The following is a 16,134-nucleotide window of genomic DNA, read 5'->3' on the forward strand; positions in this document are numbered from 1 at the left end:
CGTTCGGTCTGATTCGAGTTGTAACGAGTGCGGTCGTCCGGCGATACTCCTCATGGCTCCGCATCGCTGCCTGACCCCCGACCCGGCAGCGGTGCGGAGCCGTCTTCGTGAGGAGTCGGGCTCCGACCCCAGTGGGTAGGCTCGAGCAGAGGGCGAACGCCCCAGTTCAGCACGACGGAAGGGAGCCGGGTGACCGAGGACGTACCGGCGCAGCACGAGCACCGGACCGCCCCCGAGGGCACGCGCTCCACCCGCCGGCGCACGATCGCACTGTCCGCGGCCGGAGGCGTCGTCGCCGTGGCCGCGCTCCTGTACGCCGCCGACTGGTTCACCTCCACCGGTGACATCCCCCGCGGCGTGACCGTCGCGGGCGTCGAGGTCGGCGGCCGCAGTGTGGCGGAGGCGGACAACCGGCTCCGCGACGCCCTGGGTCCGCGCACCGACGCCCCGGTGGACGTGCGCGCGGACGATGTCGCCGCCACCCTCACCCCGGCCGCCGCCGGTCTCGGAATCGACTGGGCAGCAACCCTCGATCGTGCCGGCGACCAGCCTCTCTCCCCGTTCACCAGGCTCGCGTCGTTCTTCGGCACCCGCGAGATCGGTGTCGTGTCCACTGTCGACGACGCGGCACTCACCGCCGCCGTCGGATCGTTGTCCCCGCAGGTCGACCGCCCCGCGGTGGAGGGCGACGTGGTCATCGAGGCCGGCGTGCCCCGCGCCGTCGGACCCGTTCCCGGACGCACGCTCGACGTACCGGGTGCGGCGTCCGCGTTCCGCACCGACTGGGCCGAGGGCGGTCCGGTGGAGCTCCCCGTCGTCGTCGAGGACGTCGAGGTCGACGCTGCCGCGATCGACGCGGCGATCCAGGACGTGGCGACGCCCGCGGTGTCGGCGCCGGTGGTCGTGACCGGCGAGGACGGTGCGACGACGACGCTCGCACCCGATCGCGTCGGCGAGGTCCTGAGCTTCGAACCGGACGACGACGGCGGTCTGCGACCGGTGTACGACACGAATGCCGCGATCGGCATCCTCGCGCCCGGGCTGGCGGCCACCGAGACCCGGCCCGTCGACGCGCGCTTCGACTTCTCCGGGGGCCGACCCGTGGTGGTTCCGTCCGTCGACGGCACCGAGGTGCGCTGGCCGGAGACACTGGCCACCCTGCCGGACCTGCTGGCGGCGTCCGATGACGCGCGCACCACCGTCGCGCAGTACGGACCGCGTCCGGCGGCGCTGACCACGGACGCGGCGAACGCTCTCGGAATCCGGGAAGTGATCAGCGAGTACACGACCGGCGGGTTCGAGTACGCGTCGGGCGTCAACATCGGTCTCACGGCGGACATCGTGAACGGCGCTGTGGTGAAGCCGGGCGAGACGTTCTCACTCAACGGCTACACCGGCCCCCGCGGGACGGCGCAGGGGTTCGTCGAGTCGGGCATCATCGACAACGGCCGACCCGATCGCGCCGTCGGCGGAGGCATCAGCCAGTTCGCCACCACCCTGTACAACGCCGGCTACTTCGGCGGCATGGACGACGTCGATCACACCGAACACAGCTACTACATCAGCCGCTACCCCGAGGCCCGCGAGGCGACGGTCTTCGAGGGCGCGATCGATCTGCAGTTCCGGAACCCGGCGTCGACGGGTGTGGTCGTCGAGTCGTTCGCCGACGGATCCTCCGTCACCGTGCGGTTGTGGGGCACCAAGACCGTCGAGGTGGAGTCGATCACCGGCTCCCGCAGCCGACCCACCACGCCGGACACCGTCCGGCTGCCGCGCGGAGAGCAATGTGTCGCGTCGAGCGGAGCGCCCGGCTTCACCACCAGCGACACCCGGATCATCCGCGACGCGGCGACGGGTGCGGAGATCTCGCGGAACACGCGCACGGTGCGCTACGACCCGGTGCCGATCGTCCGCTGCGAGTGAGGCCCGCCGTTGGGCTCGGCGTGATCCGAATCCAGGGGCTGTGACCTTGCCCAGTGCCGGGCCCGCGATGGTGGCGGCGGATGGCGCGCGGCCCTACCGTGGGGTTCCATGAGTCAGACCGCAGCCTCCGAGCTCGACCAGGCGACCCTCCGTCAGGCGTACGGCACTTTCCCGAGTGGGGTCGTCGCCATCGCGGCTCGCATCGGCGACGTGCCGGTCGGTCTGGCCGCGAGCAGTTTCGTATCGGTCTCCCTCGACCCGCCGCTGGTCGCGGTGTGCATCCAGAACACGTCGTCCACGTGGCCCAAGTTCCGCGACGCGACGCACATCGGCATCAGCGTTCTCGGCGAGGCCCACGACGTGGCCGCGCGCAGCCTCGCGGCGAAGACGGGTGACCGGTTCGCTGGTCTGACGCTGGAGACGACGCCCGACGGGGCCATCTTCATCGACGGCGCGTCCTCGTGGCTCGACACCACGATCGAGCAGGAGCTGCCGGCGGGTGATCACGCCATCGTCCTGCTGCGCGTGCACGGTCTCGAGGTGCACTCCGACGTCGCGCCCATCGTGTTCCAGGGCAGCCGCTTCCGAAAGCTGGTCGTCGAGCAGCGCTGAGTCTCGTCCTCCGATGTCGAGCGAGAATCCGCGGATCCGCAGATTCCCGAGCGATCGGGTGGCTCCGCACGCGCGCCTGGCGATCCACGCATCCGCCGTGGACTTTCAGTTAATCATCGTTTACTGTCCTGGTTAGTGAGTGTTAACTGACGGACAGGCTGAGCGATGACGATGCTGGACGGTGCTCGAACCGAGCGCACGAGCAGGCGGGACGACCACCTCGCGCTGGTCGACGAGCTGCACCGAGCCATGGCGGCCGCTGCCCGCGGCGGCAGTGACGCCTCCCGTGAGCGGCACGTCTCCCGCGGCAAGCTGCTTCCGCGCGACCGTGTCGACACGCTGCTCGACGACGGCAGCCCGTTCCTCGAGATCGCCCCGCTGGCCGCGAACGGCATGTACGACGATGCGTGCCCGGGCGCCGGTGTGATCGCCGGAATCGGCCGGGTGTCGGGCCGCGAGGTGATGGTCGTGGCCAACGACGCCACGGTCAAGGGCGGCACGTACTACCCGATGACCGTCAAGAAGCATCTGCGCGCGCAGGAGATCGCCCTGCAGAACCGGCTGCCCTGCGTGTACCTCGTCGACTCGGGTGGCGCGTTCCTGCCGATGCAGGACGACGTGTTCCCCGACCGGGAACACTTCGGCCGGATCTTCTTCAACCAGGCGACGATGAGTGCGAAGGGCATCGCCCAGATCGCGGCGGTGATGGGGTCCTGCACCGCCGGTGGCGCGTACGTGCCCGCGATGAGCGACGAGGCGATCATCGTCCGCAACCAGGGCACCATCTTCCTGGGCGGACCGCCGCTGGTGAAGGCGGCCACCGGCGAGGTGGTCACGGCCGAGGACCTCGGTGGCGGCGACGTCCACTCCAAGATCTCGGGCGTGACGGATCACCTCGCGACCGACGATCGTGACGCGCTCCGCCGGGTCCGCGCGATCGTGGCCACCCTCGGCCCCCGCACGCCGTCGCCGTGGGAGGTGCGCACACCGCTGCCTGCGAGCGATCAGTCGGAGCTGTACGACGTGGTGCCGACAGATCCGCGCACCCCGTACGACGTGCACGAGGTGATCACCCGCCTGGTGGACGGTGGGCAGTTCCAGGAGTTCAAGGCCGAGTACGGCACGACGCTGGTCACCGGTTTCGCGCACATCGACGGTCACCCGGTGGGCATCGTCGCGAACAACGGTGTGCTGTTCGGTGAGTCCGCCGTGAAGGGCGCCCACTTCATCGAGCTGTGCGACAAGCGCAGCGTCCCGTTGCTGTTCCTGCAGAACATCACCGGCTTCATGGTCGGCCGCGAGTACGAGGCCGGGGGCATCGCCAAGCACGGCGCGAAAATGGTCACCGCGGTGGCCTGTGCCCGGGTGCCGAAGCTGACGGTCGTGATCGGCGGCTCCTACGGCGCGGGCAACTACTCGATGTGCGGACGCGCGTACTCGCCCCGCTTCCTGTGGATGTGGCCGAACGCGCGCATCTCCGTCATGGGCGGGGAGCAGGCGGCGTCGGTGCTCGCGACCGTGCGCAGCGATCAGCGGTCGGCGTCCGGCGAGCCGTGGACCGAGGACGAGCAGGAGCGGTTCAAGGAACCCATCCGCCGTCAGTACGAGGAGCAGGGCAACCCGTACCACTCGACGGCGCGGCTGTGGGACGACGGCATCATCGATCCGGCCGACACCAGAACTGTTCTCTCACTTGCTCTGTCGGTGTGCGCCAACGCGCCGCTCGAGCCGGTGTCCTACGGCGTCTTCAGGATGTGAAGGTGATGACCACGATCGACACGGTGCTCGTCGCGAATCGCGGTGAGATCGCCGTCCGGGTGTTCCGGACACTGCGCACCATGGGAATTCGCTCCGTCGCGGTGTACAGCGACGCGGACGCCGACGCGCTGCACGTGCGCTCCGCGGACACCGCGGTACGACTGGGTCCGGCGCCCGCACGCGAGAGCTATCTGAACATCGACAAGGTGATCGACGCGGCTCTCGCCAGCGGCGCCGACGCGATCCACCCCGGATACGGGTTCCTCTCGGAGAATGCGGCATTCGCGGCGGCGTGCGAGAAGAACGGCATCACGTTCATCGGCCCGCCGACACGTGCGATCGAGACCATGGGCGACAAGATCACGGCGAAGAAGGCGGTCTCCGCGTTCGACGTGCCGGTGGTGCCCGGTATCGCGGAACCCGGACTCACGGACGACGAACTGATCGCGGCCGCGGGCGACATCGGCTACCCCGTGCTGATCAAGCCGTCGGCCGGTGGCGGCGGCAAGGGCATGCATCTGGTCGAACGAGCCGAGGACCTGGCGGCGGCACTGGTGCGGGCCAGGCGAGAGGCGGCGTCGTCGTTCGGCGACGACACTCTCTTCCTCGAACGATTCGTGTTGCGTCCCCGGCACATCGAGGTGCAGGTGATGGCGGACGCCCGCGGCCACGTGATCCATCTCGGTGAGCGCGAGTGCTCGCTGCAGCGCCGTCACCAGAAGGTGATCGAGGAGGCGCCGTCGCCGTTGCTCGACGAGGTGACGCGGGCGCGGATCGGCGAGGCCGCGTGTGCGACCGCGCGGAGTGTCGACTACGTCGGCGCCGGCACCGTCGAGTTCATCGTCTCCGCCGACGCGCCCGACGACTTCTTCTTCATGGAGATGAACACCCGTCTGCAGGTGGAGCATCCGGTGACCGAGGAGGTCACCGGCATCGATCTCGTGGAGCTGCAGATACGGATGGCAGCGGGCGACACGCTGCCGCTGCAGCAGGAGGATGTGACGCTGACCGGTCACGCGATCGAGGCGCGTGTCTACGCGGAGGATCCGGGCCATGGCTTCCTGCCCACCGGCGGCCGCGTGATCGGACTGCACGAACCGGCGGGCACCGGTGTCCGCGTGGACTCGTCGCTCGCACCGGACACGGTGGTGGGCAGCGATTACGACCCGATGCTGGCCAAGGTCATCGCGCACGGTCGGGACCGCGCCGAGGCACTGCGCATCCTGCGGCGGGCGCTCGGCGAGACGGCGGTGCTCGGCGTGGGCACCAACATCGACTTTCTCTCGTACCTGCTGGCCGATCCCGACGTCGCCGCCGGCCGTCTGGACACGGGCCTGCTGGACCGGGTCGCACCCGACTACGCGGCGCCCGTCGCGACGGACGAGGTCATCGCCGCCGCAGCCGTGTTCGATTGGTGCGCAGCCTGGCCCGCGCAGGACGCCGGCGCGTGGACTGTTCCGAACGGGTGGCGTCTCGGTGGTCGGAGCGTACCGACGACAGTCCTCGTCGAGGACGCCGGGCGGCGGCGCACCGTCGCGGTGACCGGGTCGCCGGGCGACGCGGCGGTGACCGTCGACGGCGGAGATGCTCGGTCGCTGACGGTGACTCTCGACGGTGCGACTCTCGTGGTCGCGATCGACGGTCGCCGGACGACGTACAGGGCTGCGCGGGACGCGGACGGGCTCTGGCTCGCGGCTTCCGGTGGTGTGTGGCATCTGCGCCCCGCCGCGGAGATCGACCTCGCCGCCGGGGGCGAGATGGAGCTCGAGGACACGGTGCGCAGCCCCATGCCGGGCACCGTGATCGCCGTCGAGGTGGCGAACGGTGACACCGTCACGGCCGGAACCGTTCTCGTGGTCGTGGAAGCCATGAAGATGGAGCACGCCCTCACTGCTCCCGCGGACGGCATCGTCGAGGTGACGGTGGCGACAGGCGACCAGGTCGCCGTGAACCAGGTACTCGCACGCATGACCACGGACCCGAAAGAGGATGCAGCATGAGCACATCGACCGTCGCGGGACACAGCCTGTTGTCCGACGAGCACCAGCAGCTGATCGCCTCGGTGCGCGACTTCGCTCGCACCGTGGTGGCGCCCGTCGCCGCGCAGCACGATCGCGATCACACGTTTCCTTACGAGGTGGTCCGCGGCATGGCGGACATGGGACTGTTCGGACTGCCGTTCCCCGAGGAGTACGGCGGCATGGGCGGCGACTACTTCGCGCTGTGCCTCGCCCTCGAGGAGCTGGGCAAGGTGGATCAGAGCGTCGCGATCACGCTCGAAGCCGGTGTCTCCCTGGGCGCGATGCCCGTGTACCGCTTCGGTACGGACGCGCAGAAGAAGGAGTGGCTCCCCAAGCTGACGTCGGGCCGGGCGCTCGGCGCGTTCGGCCTCACCGAGCCCGGTGCCGGCAGCGACGCCGGCGGTACGCGCACCACCGCGGTGCGCGACGGTGATCACTGGGTGATCAACGGGTCGAAGCAGTTCATCACGAACTCCGGCACCGACATCACCGAGCTGGTGACGGTGACCGCCGTGACCGGAACCGATGCCTCCGGGCGCAAGCAGATCTCCTCGATCATCGTGCCGACGGACACCCCCGGCTTCGAGGCCGGTCCCGCGTACGACAAGGTCGGGTGGAACGCCTCGGACACTCACCCCCTGTCGTTCACCGATGTTCGTGTGCCGCTGGAGAATCTGCTCGGCGACGAGGGCCGTGGTTACGCCGGGTTCCTGCAGATCCTCGACGAGGGCCGTATCGCCATCGCCGCGCTCGCCGTCGGTGTGGCGCAGGGGTGCGTCGACGAGAGTGTGAAGTACGCGAAGGAGCGCGAGGCGTTCGGTACCGCCATCGGCCGGAACCAGGCCATCGCATTCAAGATCGCCCGCATGGAGGCGCGCGCCTACGCCGCCCGGACCGCCTACTACGACGCTGCAGCGCTCATGTCGGCGGGCAAGCCCTTCAAGAAGGAAGCGGCCATCGCCAAGCTGATCTCGTCGGAGGCCGCGATGGACAACGCGCGCGACGCCACGCAGGTGCACGGCGGCTACGGGTTCATGAACGAGTACACGGTCGCGCGGCACTACCGCGACAGCAAGATCCTCGAGATCGGCGAGGGCACCACGGAGGTGCAGCTGATGCTCATCGCGCGCCAGGTGGGGCTGTGACCGAACCGGAGCGCATCGTCCAGCGCGGCCTGTGGTTCGACGAGATGACGGTGGGCACCGTCTACGAGCACCGGCCCGGGCGCACCGTCACCGAGGCGGACAACGTCCTGTTCACCACCCTCACGATGAACACGCAGGCGCTGCATCTCGACGCCGCGTACAGCGTGGACACCGCGTTCGGGGAGCGGCTCGTGAACTCGATGTGGACGCTCTCCACGCTGGTCGGGCTCTCCGTCGCCCAGCTGACGCAGGGCACCATCGTCGCGAACCTCGGGTTCTCGGAGATCAGCTTCCCGAAGCCGATGCTGCACGGTGACACCCTCTACGGCGAGACGGTGATCGCGGACAAGCGAGAGTCGGCGTCGAGACCCGGAGAAGGCGTCGTGACGTTCGAGCACACGGGCCGCAATCAGCACGGCGACGTCGTCGCGCGCGCCGTGCGGAAGACCCTCGTCCGGATGGCTCCCGCGTCGTGACGGGGCTCGGTCCGGTCTGGATGTTCTGCCCGGCCGACAGGCCCGAGCGCTACCGGAAGGCCGCCGCGGCAGCAGACGTGGTGATCCTGGACCTCGAGGACGCGGTGGCCCCCGGTGACAAGGAAGCGGCGCGGCAGGCCGTCGTCGACACCCCACTCGATCCGGACCGCACCGTGATCCGCGTCAACGCGCGATCGACGCCGTACTTCGAGGCTGATCTGGCAGCCCTGTCCGAGACCGTCTACCACCGCGTGATGGTGCCCAAGTGTGAATCGGCGCAGGACGTCTCGGCACTGGCTCCACGATCGGTGGTCGCCCTCGTCGAGACCCCACTCGGGATCCTGCACGCTGCGGAGATCTGCGCAGCCGACGGGTGCGAGGGCATGATGTGGGGCGCGGAGGACCTGGTGGCCGCGCTCGGCGGAGCGTCCTCGCGTCGCGGCGACGGGTCGTATCGCGACGTGGCCGTGCACGCACGCTCGACCGCTCTGCTGGCGGCCAAGGCCTTCGGGCGCCAGGCTCTGGACTCGGTGTATCTGGACATCGCCGATCTCGACGGACTGCGCGCCGAGTCGGAGGACGCCGTCGCGGTGGGGTTCGACGCCAAGGTGGCGCTGCACCCGACGCAGGCCGCCGTGATCCGCGAGTGTTACACCCCCACAGCCGATCAGGTGGACTGGGCCCGTCGGGTCGTGGCTGCCGCCGCCACCGAGCGCGGAGTGTTCACCGTCGACGGCAGGATGGTCGACGCGCCGGTGATCCGGCACGCCGACCGCATCCTGCGGGGACTCGGCTAGCGAGTCGGTGTCGCGGTGGTACCCGTGACGACGCGCGGCAACGCGAGACCCAGCCCGATCATGCCGACGCCGAGCACGAGGTGCAGCCAGTTGTCGGCGTCGTTCAGCGGCACGAAGTTGGCGCTGCTCTCGTGGTCGATGACGAGCCCGTACACGAAGAGCACCAGGTAGATGATGCCGCCGCCGATGAGGTACAGCCTCGCCGAGGACGGTGTACGGGCCAGCAGGATCCCGGCGACGCCGAACAACAGGTGCACGATGTTGTGCAGGATCGACACCTCGAAGATGCCCAGGAGCATCGCCCCGCTGTGGTGGCCCGCGAAGGTGAGCATGTCGTAGTCCGTCGTGATGCCCGGGACGAACCCGAGCACACCGACGAGAAGGAACACGACGCCGACGATCAGTGCTCCCCATTGAACCGGTGACCGGCGGACCACGGTACGGCCCGCTCTGTTCGTGTTCGCCATGGTGGATCCTCTCCTGTCGCGAGTGGGCCTGTCCCACTGCGCAACGCGAGGTGTAGCCGGTGGGCGTCGCGATAAACGCGGTGTCGGGCCGACTCCGCGAGAGCGGCCGGGAAGCGCCCGCACCACACAGCACTGCGGCCCGGCTGGAATACCAGCCGGGCCGCAGTGGGGATTCAGCGGATCAGAACGCCGCTTCGTCGAGCTCCATGACGTCGTTGTCCAGGTCGGACAGGATCTGACGGGTGGAGGTCAGGCGGGGCAGGATGTTCTTGGCGAAGAACGACGCTGCGCCGATCTTGCCCTCGTAGAACGCCTTGTCCTTCTCGCCGGCGCCGTTGTCGAGTGCGGCGATGGCGATCTCGGACTGACGCAGCAGCAGCCAGCCGATCATCAGGTCGCCGACGCTCATGAGCAGGCGGACGGATCCGAGGCCGACCTTGTACAGCTCGGTCGGCTGCTCCTGGGCACCCATGAGGTGCTGCGTGAGCGTGGCGACCATGCCCTGCACGTCCTCGAGGGCGGTGTTCAGCAAGGCACGCTCGCTCTTGAGGCGACCGTTGCCCGCCTCGCTGTCGATCCACGTCTTGATCTGGCCGGCGACGTGGGCCAGTGCGACGCCGCGGTCCCGGGCGATCTTGCGGAAGAAGAAGTCCTGCGCCTGGATGGCCGTGGTGCCCTCGTAGAGCGAGTCGATCTTGGCGTCGCGGATGTACTGCTCGATGGGGTAGTCCTGCAGGAAGCCGGAGCCACCGAGCGTCTGGAGGCTCTGCGCCAGCTGCTCGTACGCGACCTCGGAACCCACACCCTTGACGATGGGGAGCAGCAGGTCGTTGACGCGGAACGCGGTGTCCTTGTCGGCGCCCGAGACGTGCAGTGCGGCAACCTCGTCCTGGTGAGCGGCCGTGTAGAGGAACACCGCGCGCAGGCCCTCGGCGTACGCCTTCTGCGTCATCAGCGAGCGACGGACGTCGGGGTGATGCGTGATGGCGACGCGGGGCGCGGCCTTGTCGGTCATCTGCGTCAGGTCAGCACCCTGAATGCGCTGCTTGGCGTAGTCGAGCGCGGTGAGGTACCCGGTGGACAGCGTCGAGATGGCCTTGGTGCCCACCATCATTCGAGCGTGCTCGATGACGTCGAACATCTGCGCGATGCCGTTGTGGACGTCGCCGACGAGCCAGCCCTTGGCCGGGACGCCGTGTCCGCCGAGGGTCAGCTCACAGGTGGCCGAGACCTTGAGGCCCATCTTGTGCTCGACGTTGGTGACGAACACGCCGTTGCGCTCGCCGAGTTCGCCGGTCTCGCTGTCGAAGTGGAACTTCGGGACGAAGAACAGCGACAGTCCCTTGGTGCCCGGCTTGGCGCCCTCGGGGCGAGCGAGCACGAGGTGGAAGATGTTCTCGAAGAGATCGTCCGAGTCGGCCGAGGTGATGAAGCGCTTGACGCCCTCGATGTGCCAGCTGCCGTCGGCCTGCTCGACGGCCTTGGTGCGGCCTGCGCCCACGTCCGAACCCGCGTCGGGCTCGGTGAGGACCATGGTGGCGCCCCAGTTGCGCTCGGAGGCGAGTACGGCCCACTTCTTCTGCTGCTCGTTGCCGTTGTCGGAGAGGATCTGCGCGAAGCCCGGGCCGGCGGAGTACATGAAGGCGGCGGGGTTCGATCCGAGGATCATCTCGGCGACGGCCCAGAACACCTGGCGCGGTACCGGCATGCCGCCGAGTTCCTCGTCGAGGCCCAGGTGATCCCAGCCGGCTTCCTGCAGCGCGCGGTACGACTTCTTGAACGACTCCGGGAGGGTGACGGTGTGCGTCTCGGGGTCGAAGGTCGGCGGGTTGCGGTCGGCGTCGGCGAAGGACTCCGCGAGCGGGCCCTCGGCGAGGCGGCGGACCTCGGAGAGCATGTCACGCACGGTGTCGACGTCGAGATCGCCGAACTGTCCGGACTCGAGCGTCTTGTCCAGGGCGAACAGCTCGAACAGGTTGAACTCGAGATCGCGAAGATTACTCTTGTAATGACCCATGGTGATGCGTTCTCCGTCTCAGTGGTGCGGTCCGGCCTCGGTACCGCCTGTGTGGCCCGGCGCTACCTACTCGCCAGTAACATACGGCTATGTTACGCCGGATCGGGAACACTGCCAATAGGGGTCTACTCGTCGGTAACTCGTCCCACCACAAGGGCGTCGATCGCTGCGGAATCACCTACGTGCCGCACCCTGTCCTCGGCGACGAGAATGCGCATCCTGTCGCCGATGTCCGCGACCAGATCGTCTGGGCTGTACAAGATTTCGGGATCCTGCGGACCGCCGACGCCATTCTTCAGATTGGCAGAATGGTGACCCACGATCACGAGGATTCCCTCATGTTTTAACGCCCGGACGGCAGTCGCGAGGACGTTTTCACGCTCGGTCCGCGATAAATGCAGGTAGGCGATGACAACGAGATCATAATTCCGCTCGGGTGTGAGTGTGGTCACGTCCGCGTGGACCCACCGCACTCGCTCGCGGATCGACGCGGTGGCCGTGGCGGCGATGCGGACCGCCTTGGTCAGCGCCACGCTGCTGAAGTCGACGGCGTCGACACTCCATCCGCGCGTGGCGAGCCAGAGGGCGTTGCGCCCCTCGCCGCACGCGAGATCGAGCGCCCGGCCGCGCGGCAGGGAGGTGCAGAACTCGACGACCATGTCGTTCGGCGGTGCGCCCCAGATAAGTTCGGCGCGTTCGTACTTGGCGTCCCAGGCCGCGGCGTCCACTCAGGTCCAGACCGAGTCGGGGTCGACGGACGAGCGGGCCGGACCCGCCGGCGTGGACGTGGCGGTACGCCCGAAACGCGGCGCCGGGGCGTGCTGGATGACTGCGTCGATGTCGATGAGGCTGCCGCGTTCGGCCATGTGGCGGTGGCGCGTGGCCTCGTCGAAGGTCAGCACGGGGGTGACGCAGGCGTCCGTGCCGTCGAAGACGGCGGCCCACTCGTCGCGCGTGCGGGAGGCGAACACCGCCGTGAAGGTCGACCGCAGCGTCGGCCACTGCTCACGGTCGAGCTGGTGCGGCAAGGCCGACGGATCGAGCCCGAGTCCCTGCAGCATCGCGGCGTAGAACTGGGGTTCCAGCGCGCCGACGGCGACGTGCTTGCCGTCGGACGTCTCGTACGTGTCGTAGAACGGGGCACCGGTGTCCAGCAGGTTCGTGCCGCGCTCGTCGGACCACATGCCGATCCCGCGCCACCCCCAGATCATGTGCGACAACGCGACGGTGCCGTCGACCATGGCCGCGTCGATCACCTGGCCCTTCCCGGACCGACCGCGCTCGACCAGCGCTGCGAGAATGCCCATGACGAGGAACATCGATCCACCGCCGAAGTCGCCGACCATGTTCATCGGGGGTACCGGGCGCTCACCCTCGCGTCCGATCGCGTGCAGCACTCCGGTGACCGAGATGTAGTTGATGTCGTGTCCCGCGACCTGCGACCACGGACCCTCCTGGCCCCACCCCGTCATGCGTCCGTAGACCAGACCGGGGTTGCGCTCGGCGACGACGTCGGGTCCCAGACCCATGCGCTCGGTGACCCCCGGACGGAAGCCCTCGATGAGGACGTCGGCGCGGGAGATCAGGTCGAGCACCCGTTCCAGCTCGGCCGGATCCTTCAGATTCGCCTCGACGATGCGGCGGTTGCGGAGCAGGGGGTCGCCCGGTGATCCCTCGGCCGGCAGCGCGCCCGCACGCTGGACGCGCACGACGTCGGCGCCGAGGTCGGCCAGCAGCGTCGCGGTGTGCGGTCCGGGGCCGATGCCCGCGAGTTCCACGACCTTGATTCCGGCGAGAGGTCCACCTGCAGTAGTCATGGCGCGACCCTATCCACCGGAACCTGCCCGACGACAGGACCGGACTGTGCGGGTCGGGAGACTCAGAGGAACTCCGACGCGGCGTCGTCCACTCGCGACCGGTAGTCACCCCACCAGTCGGCGTCACCGTCCGCCAGGTTGGAGTTGCCGGGAGCCAGTCCGGCGCTGCCGTCGGCGAGTTCGCGCACGATGTCGGCGTGGCCGGCATGGCGGTGTGTCTCCGCGATCAGGTGCACCAGGATGTACTCGACGGTCACGGGGTTCTTCGCCGTCCACCACGGCACCGTCCCCTCCGCTCTCGGTCCGAGGGTGCGCACCGTCTCGTCGGCATGGGCGTTCACCCGGCGGTAGAGGTCGACGAGAGAATCGCGGGACTGGTCGGGTGTGGCCCACATGTCGGCATTGAGTTCGAGTGTCGGGTCGGACCACGGGATCGGTTCGGGGAACGGTCGCCCGAACGTGGACCCGAGGTACCCCGCCTCGGTCATGGCCAGGTGTTTCACGATTCCCAGCAGGTTGGTACCGGTCGACGTGAGGGGCCGACGGATGTCGTACTCCGACGCGCCGTCGAGTTTCCACACCACCGCGTCCCGTCCTCGCTGGAGGTAGGTGAGCAGGTCCTCGGTGTCCGCCATGCCCGATAGCATTCCAAGAGTGACGTCCTCCCGCATCGGTACTCCACTTTCTCCGTCGGCCACCAAGGTGATGCTGCTGGGCTCCGGTGAGCTCGGCAAGGAAGTGATCATCGCGTTCCAGCGCCTGGGCGTCGAGGTGATCGCCGTCGACCGGTACGCGGACGCCCCCGGCCACCAGGTCGCGCACCGCGCCCACACCGTGGACATGAGTGATCCGGACGCCCTGCTCGCCGTCATCGAGTCCGAGGCGCCGCACTTCGTCGTGCCGGAGATCGAGGCCATCGCCACCGAGGCGCTCTCCGTGGTCGAGGACCGCGGGGTCACCACCGTCGTGCCGACGGCCAGGGCTACCCAGCTGACGATGAACCGCGAGGGCATCCGCAGACTCGCGGCCGAGGAGCTGGGGTTGCCCACGTCGCCGTACGCGTTCGCCGACAGTGTGGACGAGGTTCGCGCAGCTCTCGAGCACACGGGCTTCCCGGCGGTGATCAAGCCGGTGATGTCGTCGTCGGGCAAGGGGCAGTCGGTCGTGACGAGCGACGACGACGTCCAGCGGGCCTGGGACCATGCTCAGGCCGGGGGACGAGTCGCGCTGGGTCGGGTCATCGTCGAGGGCTTCGTCGACTTCGACTACGAGATCACCCAGCTCACCGTCCGCGCGGTCGACGAGAACGGCGCCGACGAGACCTCCTTCTGCGAGCCCATCGGCCACCTCCAGAAGTCCGGCGACTACATCGAGTCGTGGCAGCCCCAGCCCATGTCGGCGGCCGCTCTGCACGCCGCACGCGAGGTCGCCCGCACGGTCACCGCGGCACTCGGCGGCCGCGGCATCTTCGGCGTCGAGCTCTTCGTCAAGGGCGACGACGTGTACTTCTCCGAGGTCAGCCCACGACCGCACGACACGGGCCTGGTCACGCTCGGCACCCAGCGGCTGTCGGAGTTCGAGCTGCACGCGCGCGCCATCCTCGGGCTTCCGGTGGACACCACGCTGCTGACACCCGGCGCGTCCGCGGTGATCTACGGCGGTCTCGACGAGGTGGGCATCGCCTTCGAGGGCGTCGAGCAGGCGCTCCGCGTCCCGGAGACCGACATCCGCCTGTTCGGCAAGCCGGAGAGCTTCGCGAAGCGCCGGATGGGCGTCGCCGTGTCGACCGGTCCGGACGTCGAGACCGCGCGGGAGCGTGCACGCGACGCCGCGAGCCGCGTGCGTCCGGTCTCGGCACGGTGACCGCCGGTGCCGAGGTCCTCGTCGGACTGGTCGTCCTGATCGGCCTGATCGGGATCGTCGTCCCGGTGCTCCCCGGTGTCGTCCTGATCTTCGCCGCGATCGGCGTCTGGGCCTTCGTCGTCGGCACCGCATCGGCGTGGACGGTGTTCGGCATCGCGACGGCGCTGCTGGTGGCATCGGGCGTCGTCAAGTACCTGTGGCCGGGCAGACGACTGAAGACGGCCGGAGTGCCCACCCGTTCCATCGTCGCGGGCGGCGTCGTCGGCATCGTCGGATTCTTCGTCGTCCCGGTCGTCGGACTCTTCCTCGGGTTCCCCCTCGGTGTGTACCTGGCGGAACTTCCTCGTGCCCGCACGTCGGGATCCGCCTGGCAGTCGACGGTCCACGCCACCAAGGCGGTGGGCCTGTCGATCCTCGTCGAGCTGTTCGGTGGTCTGCTCGCGGCCGGCGTGTGGGTCGTTGCCGTCATCGTGCTCTAACGCTCCCGGTACCAGGCCCTCGCGTTCCTGAACAGCACCTTCTGGAGATCGCCGCCCACTGCCTCGGTCACCAGGTCGATGTCGGAGGGGACGAAGCGTCGCGGGGAGCGCGTGCCGGGCAGATCGGTCCCGAACATCAGTGCCTCGGGGTTGACGGCATGGATCCTGCTCATCGCCTCCACCGGGTCGTGGCCGATGCGGCCGAAGCCCGCCGCCTTGACCCGTGCTCCCCTGTCGACGAGATCGAGGAGGTACGGCATGGCGTCCTCGGCCATGCCGAGGTAGTCGATGCTGATGGCCGGCAGTTTGGACAGGACCGGCTCCAGGGACAGCAACAATCCGGCGTCCGCGTAGAACTCGGCGTGCCATCCGGCGATCTCGTGCGCGCGGACGGCCTGCTCGGTGAGGGTCGACATGTCGGTGTCGCCGCGCCGCAGATTGAATCTGAGCGCTCGGACGCCCGCGTCGTCGAGCGCGATGATGTCCTCGTCCTCGGCGTCCCACGGCAGGTGGGTCACGCCCACCCATCCGTCACCGAGTTCGGTCAGCGCCGCGAGCAGAAAGCTCTGGTCGCTGCCCTGGAACGACCCGGCGATGACGGCGCCGCCCACGACCCCCAGTCCGTCGGTCTCCTCGCGATAGTCGTCGGCAGTGAACACGGGGGGTTCGTATCCGCCGTTCGACACGAGAGGGAACCGCGGATCGATGATGTGGACGTGGCTGTCGAACACGTCTGCCAGGATGCCTCATGATGTGATG

General features: G+C 68.8%; 15 protein-coding genes. 9 read left to right on the forward strand and 6 right to left on the reverse strand.

All coding sequences use genetic code 11. The annotated features are described in order from the left end of the window. Nucleotides 1–189 precede the first annotated feature (189 nt). The 7 genes from J4E04_RS01945 (at nucleotide 190) to J4E04_RS01975 (ending at nucleotide 8,732) form a co-directional block, all read left to right on the forward strand. Complete coding sequence (locus tag J4E04_RS01945; protein WP_490149790.1) at nucleotides 190–1,923, forward strand: VanW family protein; 1,734 nt, start codon at nucleotides 190–192, stop codon at nucleotides 1,921–1,923. A 108-nt stretch (nucleotides 1,924–2,031) separates the two neighbouring features. After that, nucleotides 2,032–2,535, forward strand: a complete 504-nt coding sequence (locus J4E04_RS01950) for a flavin reductase family protein (RefSeq protein WP_027506194.1) — start codon at nucleotides 2,032–2,034, stop codon at nucleotides 2,533–2,535. Nucleotides 2,536–2,706: 171 nt separating this feature from the next. Further along, the gene (locus J4E04_RS01955; protein WP_307097675.1) at nucleotides 2,707–4,293 is read left to right on the forward strand and encodes a carboxyl transferase domain-containing protein; all 1,587 of its coding nucleotides are present in this window, start codon (nucleotides 2,707–2,709) and stop codon (nucleotides 4,291–4,293) included. Between the two features lie 5 nt (nucleotides 4,294–4,298). Beyond that, the gene (locus J4E04_RS01960; protein WP_490149791.1) at nucleotides 4,299–6,293 is read left to right on the forward strand and encodes an acetyl/propionyl/methylcrotonyl-CoA carboxylase subunit alpha; all 1,995 of its coding nucleotides are present in this window, start codon (nucleotides 4,299–4,301) and stop codon (nucleotides 6,291–6,293) included. Further along, nucleotides 6,290–7,459 carry an acyl-CoA dehydrogenase family protein gene (locus tag J4E04_RS01965; protein ID WP_027506197.1) on the forward strand — a complete coding sequence of 390 codons (1,170 nt, stop codon included), beginning with the start codon at nucleotides 6,290–6,292 and terminating at the stop codon, nucleotides 7,457–7,459. The genes J4E04_RS01960 and J4E04_RS01965 overlap by 4 nt, the downstream gene beginning before the upstream one ends. Then, nucleotides 7,456–7,935 (forward strand): MaoC family dehydratase, encoded by a 480-nt coding sequence (locus tag J4E04_RS01970; protein ID WP_027506198.1) that lies wholly within the window; start codon nucleotides 7,456–7,458, stop codon nucleotides 7,933–7,935. The genes J4E04_RS01965 and J4E04_RS01970 overlap by 4 nt, the downstream gene beginning before the upstream one ends. A gap of 20 nt (nucleotides 7,936–7,955) precedes the next feature. Continuing rightward, nucleotides 7,956–8,732: an HpcH/HpaI aldolase/citrate lyase family protein gene (locus tag J4E04_RS01975; protein ID WP_056442231.1), complete on the forward strand. Its 777-nt coding sequence runs from the start codon at nucleotides 7,956–7,958 to the stop codon at nucleotides 8,730–8,732. On the opposite strand, the gene J4E04_RS01980 is transcribed toward J4E04_RS01975, so the two are convergent. The 5 genes from J4E04_RS01980 to J4E04_RS02000 all read right to left on the reverse strand — a co-directional run bounded on the left by J4E04_RS01980 (nucleotide 8,729) and on the right by J4E04_RS02000 (nucleotide 13,668). Beyond that, entirely contained in the window at nucleotides 8,729–9,199 is a 471-nt protein-coding gene (locus J4E04_RS01980) for a DUF4383 domain-containing protein (RefSeq protein WP_490149792.1), read from the reverse strand. The two genes, J4E04_RS01975 and J4E04_RS01980, sit on opposite strands and share 4 nt — an antisense overlap. Nucleotides 9,200–9,380: 181 nt before the next feature. After that, entirely contained in the window at nucleotides 9,381–11,216 is a 1,836-nt protein-coding gene (locus tag J4E04_RS01985; protein WP_490149793.1) for an acyl-CoA dehydrogenase, read from the reverse strand. A 125-nt stretch (nucleotides 11,217–11,341) separates the two neighbouring features. Next, nucleotides 11,342–11,944 carry a class I SAM-dependent methyltransferase gene (locus J4E04_RS01990; RefSeq protein ID WP_222649874.1) on the reverse strand — a complete coding sequence of 201 codons (603 nt, stop codon included), beginning with the start codon at nucleotides 11,942–11,944 and terminating at the stop codon, nucleotides 11,342–11,344. Further along, complete coding sequence (locus J4E04_RS01995) at nucleotides 11,945–13,033, reverse strand: CaiB/BaiF CoA transferase family protein (protein WP_490149794.1); 1,089 nt, start codon at nucleotides 13,031–13,033, stop codon at nucleotides 11,945–11,947. A gap of 62 nt (nucleotides 13,034–13,095) precedes the next feature. Next, nucleotides 13,096–13,668: a DinB family protein gene (locus J4E04_RS02000; protein ID WP_222646320.1), complete on the reverse strand. Its 573-nt coding sequence runs from the start codon at nucleotides 13,666–13,668 to the stop codon at nucleotides 13,096–13,098. On the opposite strand from J4E04_RS02000, the gene purT reads away from it, so the two are divergent. Together purT and J4E04_RS02010 are read left to right on the forward strand one after the other, a co-directional pair. After that, nucleotides 13,667–14,896, forward strand: coding sequence for a formate-dependent phosphoribosylglycinamide formyltransferase (gene purT / locus J4E04_RS02005; protein ID WP_027506204.1), 1,230 nt, complete (start codon nucleotides 13,667–13,669; stop codon nucleotides 14,894–14,896). The genes J4E04_RS02000 and purT overlap by 2 nt on opposite strands. After that, complete coding sequence (locus J4E04_RS02010; RefSeq protein WP_027506205.1) at nucleotides 14,893–15,375, forward strand: DUF456 domain-containing protein; 483 nt, start codon at nucleotides 14,893–14,895, stop codon at nucleotides 15,373–15,375. The genes purT and J4E04_RS02010 overlap by 4 nt, the downstream gene beginning before the upstream one ends. On the opposite strand, the gene J4E04_RS02015 is transcribed toward J4E04_RS02010, so the two are convergent. Further along, a complete protein-coding gene (locus J4E04_RS02015) occupies nucleotides 15,372–16,106 on the reverse strand; it encodes an amidohydrolase family protein (protein WP_490149795.1) in 735 nt (244 codons plus the stop codon). The two genes, J4E04_RS02010 and J4E04_RS02015, sit on opposite strands and share 4 nt — an antisense overlap. Nucleotides 16,107–16,134 lie beyond the last annotated feature (28 nt).

The organism is Rhodococcus sp. NFXS4 (assembly GCF_058139645.1).

Excerpts from the sequence above, each read along its gene's own strand:
- J4E04_RS01950 (WP_027506194.1), top strand. The coding sequence starts at position 2,032 with ATGAGTCAGACCGCAGCCTCCGAGCTCGACCAGGCGACCCTCCGTCAG.
- J4E04_RS01955 (WP_307097675.1), top strand. The coding sequence starts at position 2,707 with ATGCTGGACGGTGCTCGAACCGAGCGCACGAGCAGGCGGGACGACCAC.
- J4E04_RS01960 (WP_490149791.1), top strand. The coding sequence starts at position 4,299 with ATGACCACGATCGACACGGTGCTCGTCGCGAATCGCGGTGAGATCGCC.
- J4E04_RS01965 (WP_027506197.1), top strand. The coding sequence starts at position 6,290 with ATGAGCACATCGACCGTCGCGGGACACAGCCTGTTGTCCGACGAGCAC.
- J4E04_RS01975 (WP_056442231.1), top strand. The coding sequence starts at position 7,956 with ATGTTCTGCCCGGCCGACAGGCCCGAGCGCTACCGGAAGGCCGCCGCG.
- J4E04_RS01980 (WP_490149792.1), bottom strand. The coding sequence starts at position 9,199 with ATGGCGAACACGAACAGAGCGGGCCGTACCGTGGTCCGCCGGTCACCG.
- J4E04_RS01985 (WP_490149793.1), bottom strand. The coding sequence starts at position 11,216 with ATGGGTCATTACAAGAGTAATCTTCGCGATCTCGAGTTCAACCTGTTC.
- J4E04_RS01995 (WP_490149794.1), bottom strand. The coding sequence starts at position 13,033 with ATGACTACTGCAGGTGGACCTCTCGCCGGAATCAAGGTCGTGGAACTC.
- purT (WP_027506204.1), top strand. The coding sequence starts at position 13,667 with ATGCCCGATAGCATTCCAAGAGTGACGTCCTCCCGCATCGGTACTCCA.
- J4E04_RS02000 (WP_222646320.1), bottom strand. The coding sequence starts at position 13,668 with ATGGCGGACACCGAGGACCTGCTCACCTACCTCCAGCGAGGACGGGAC.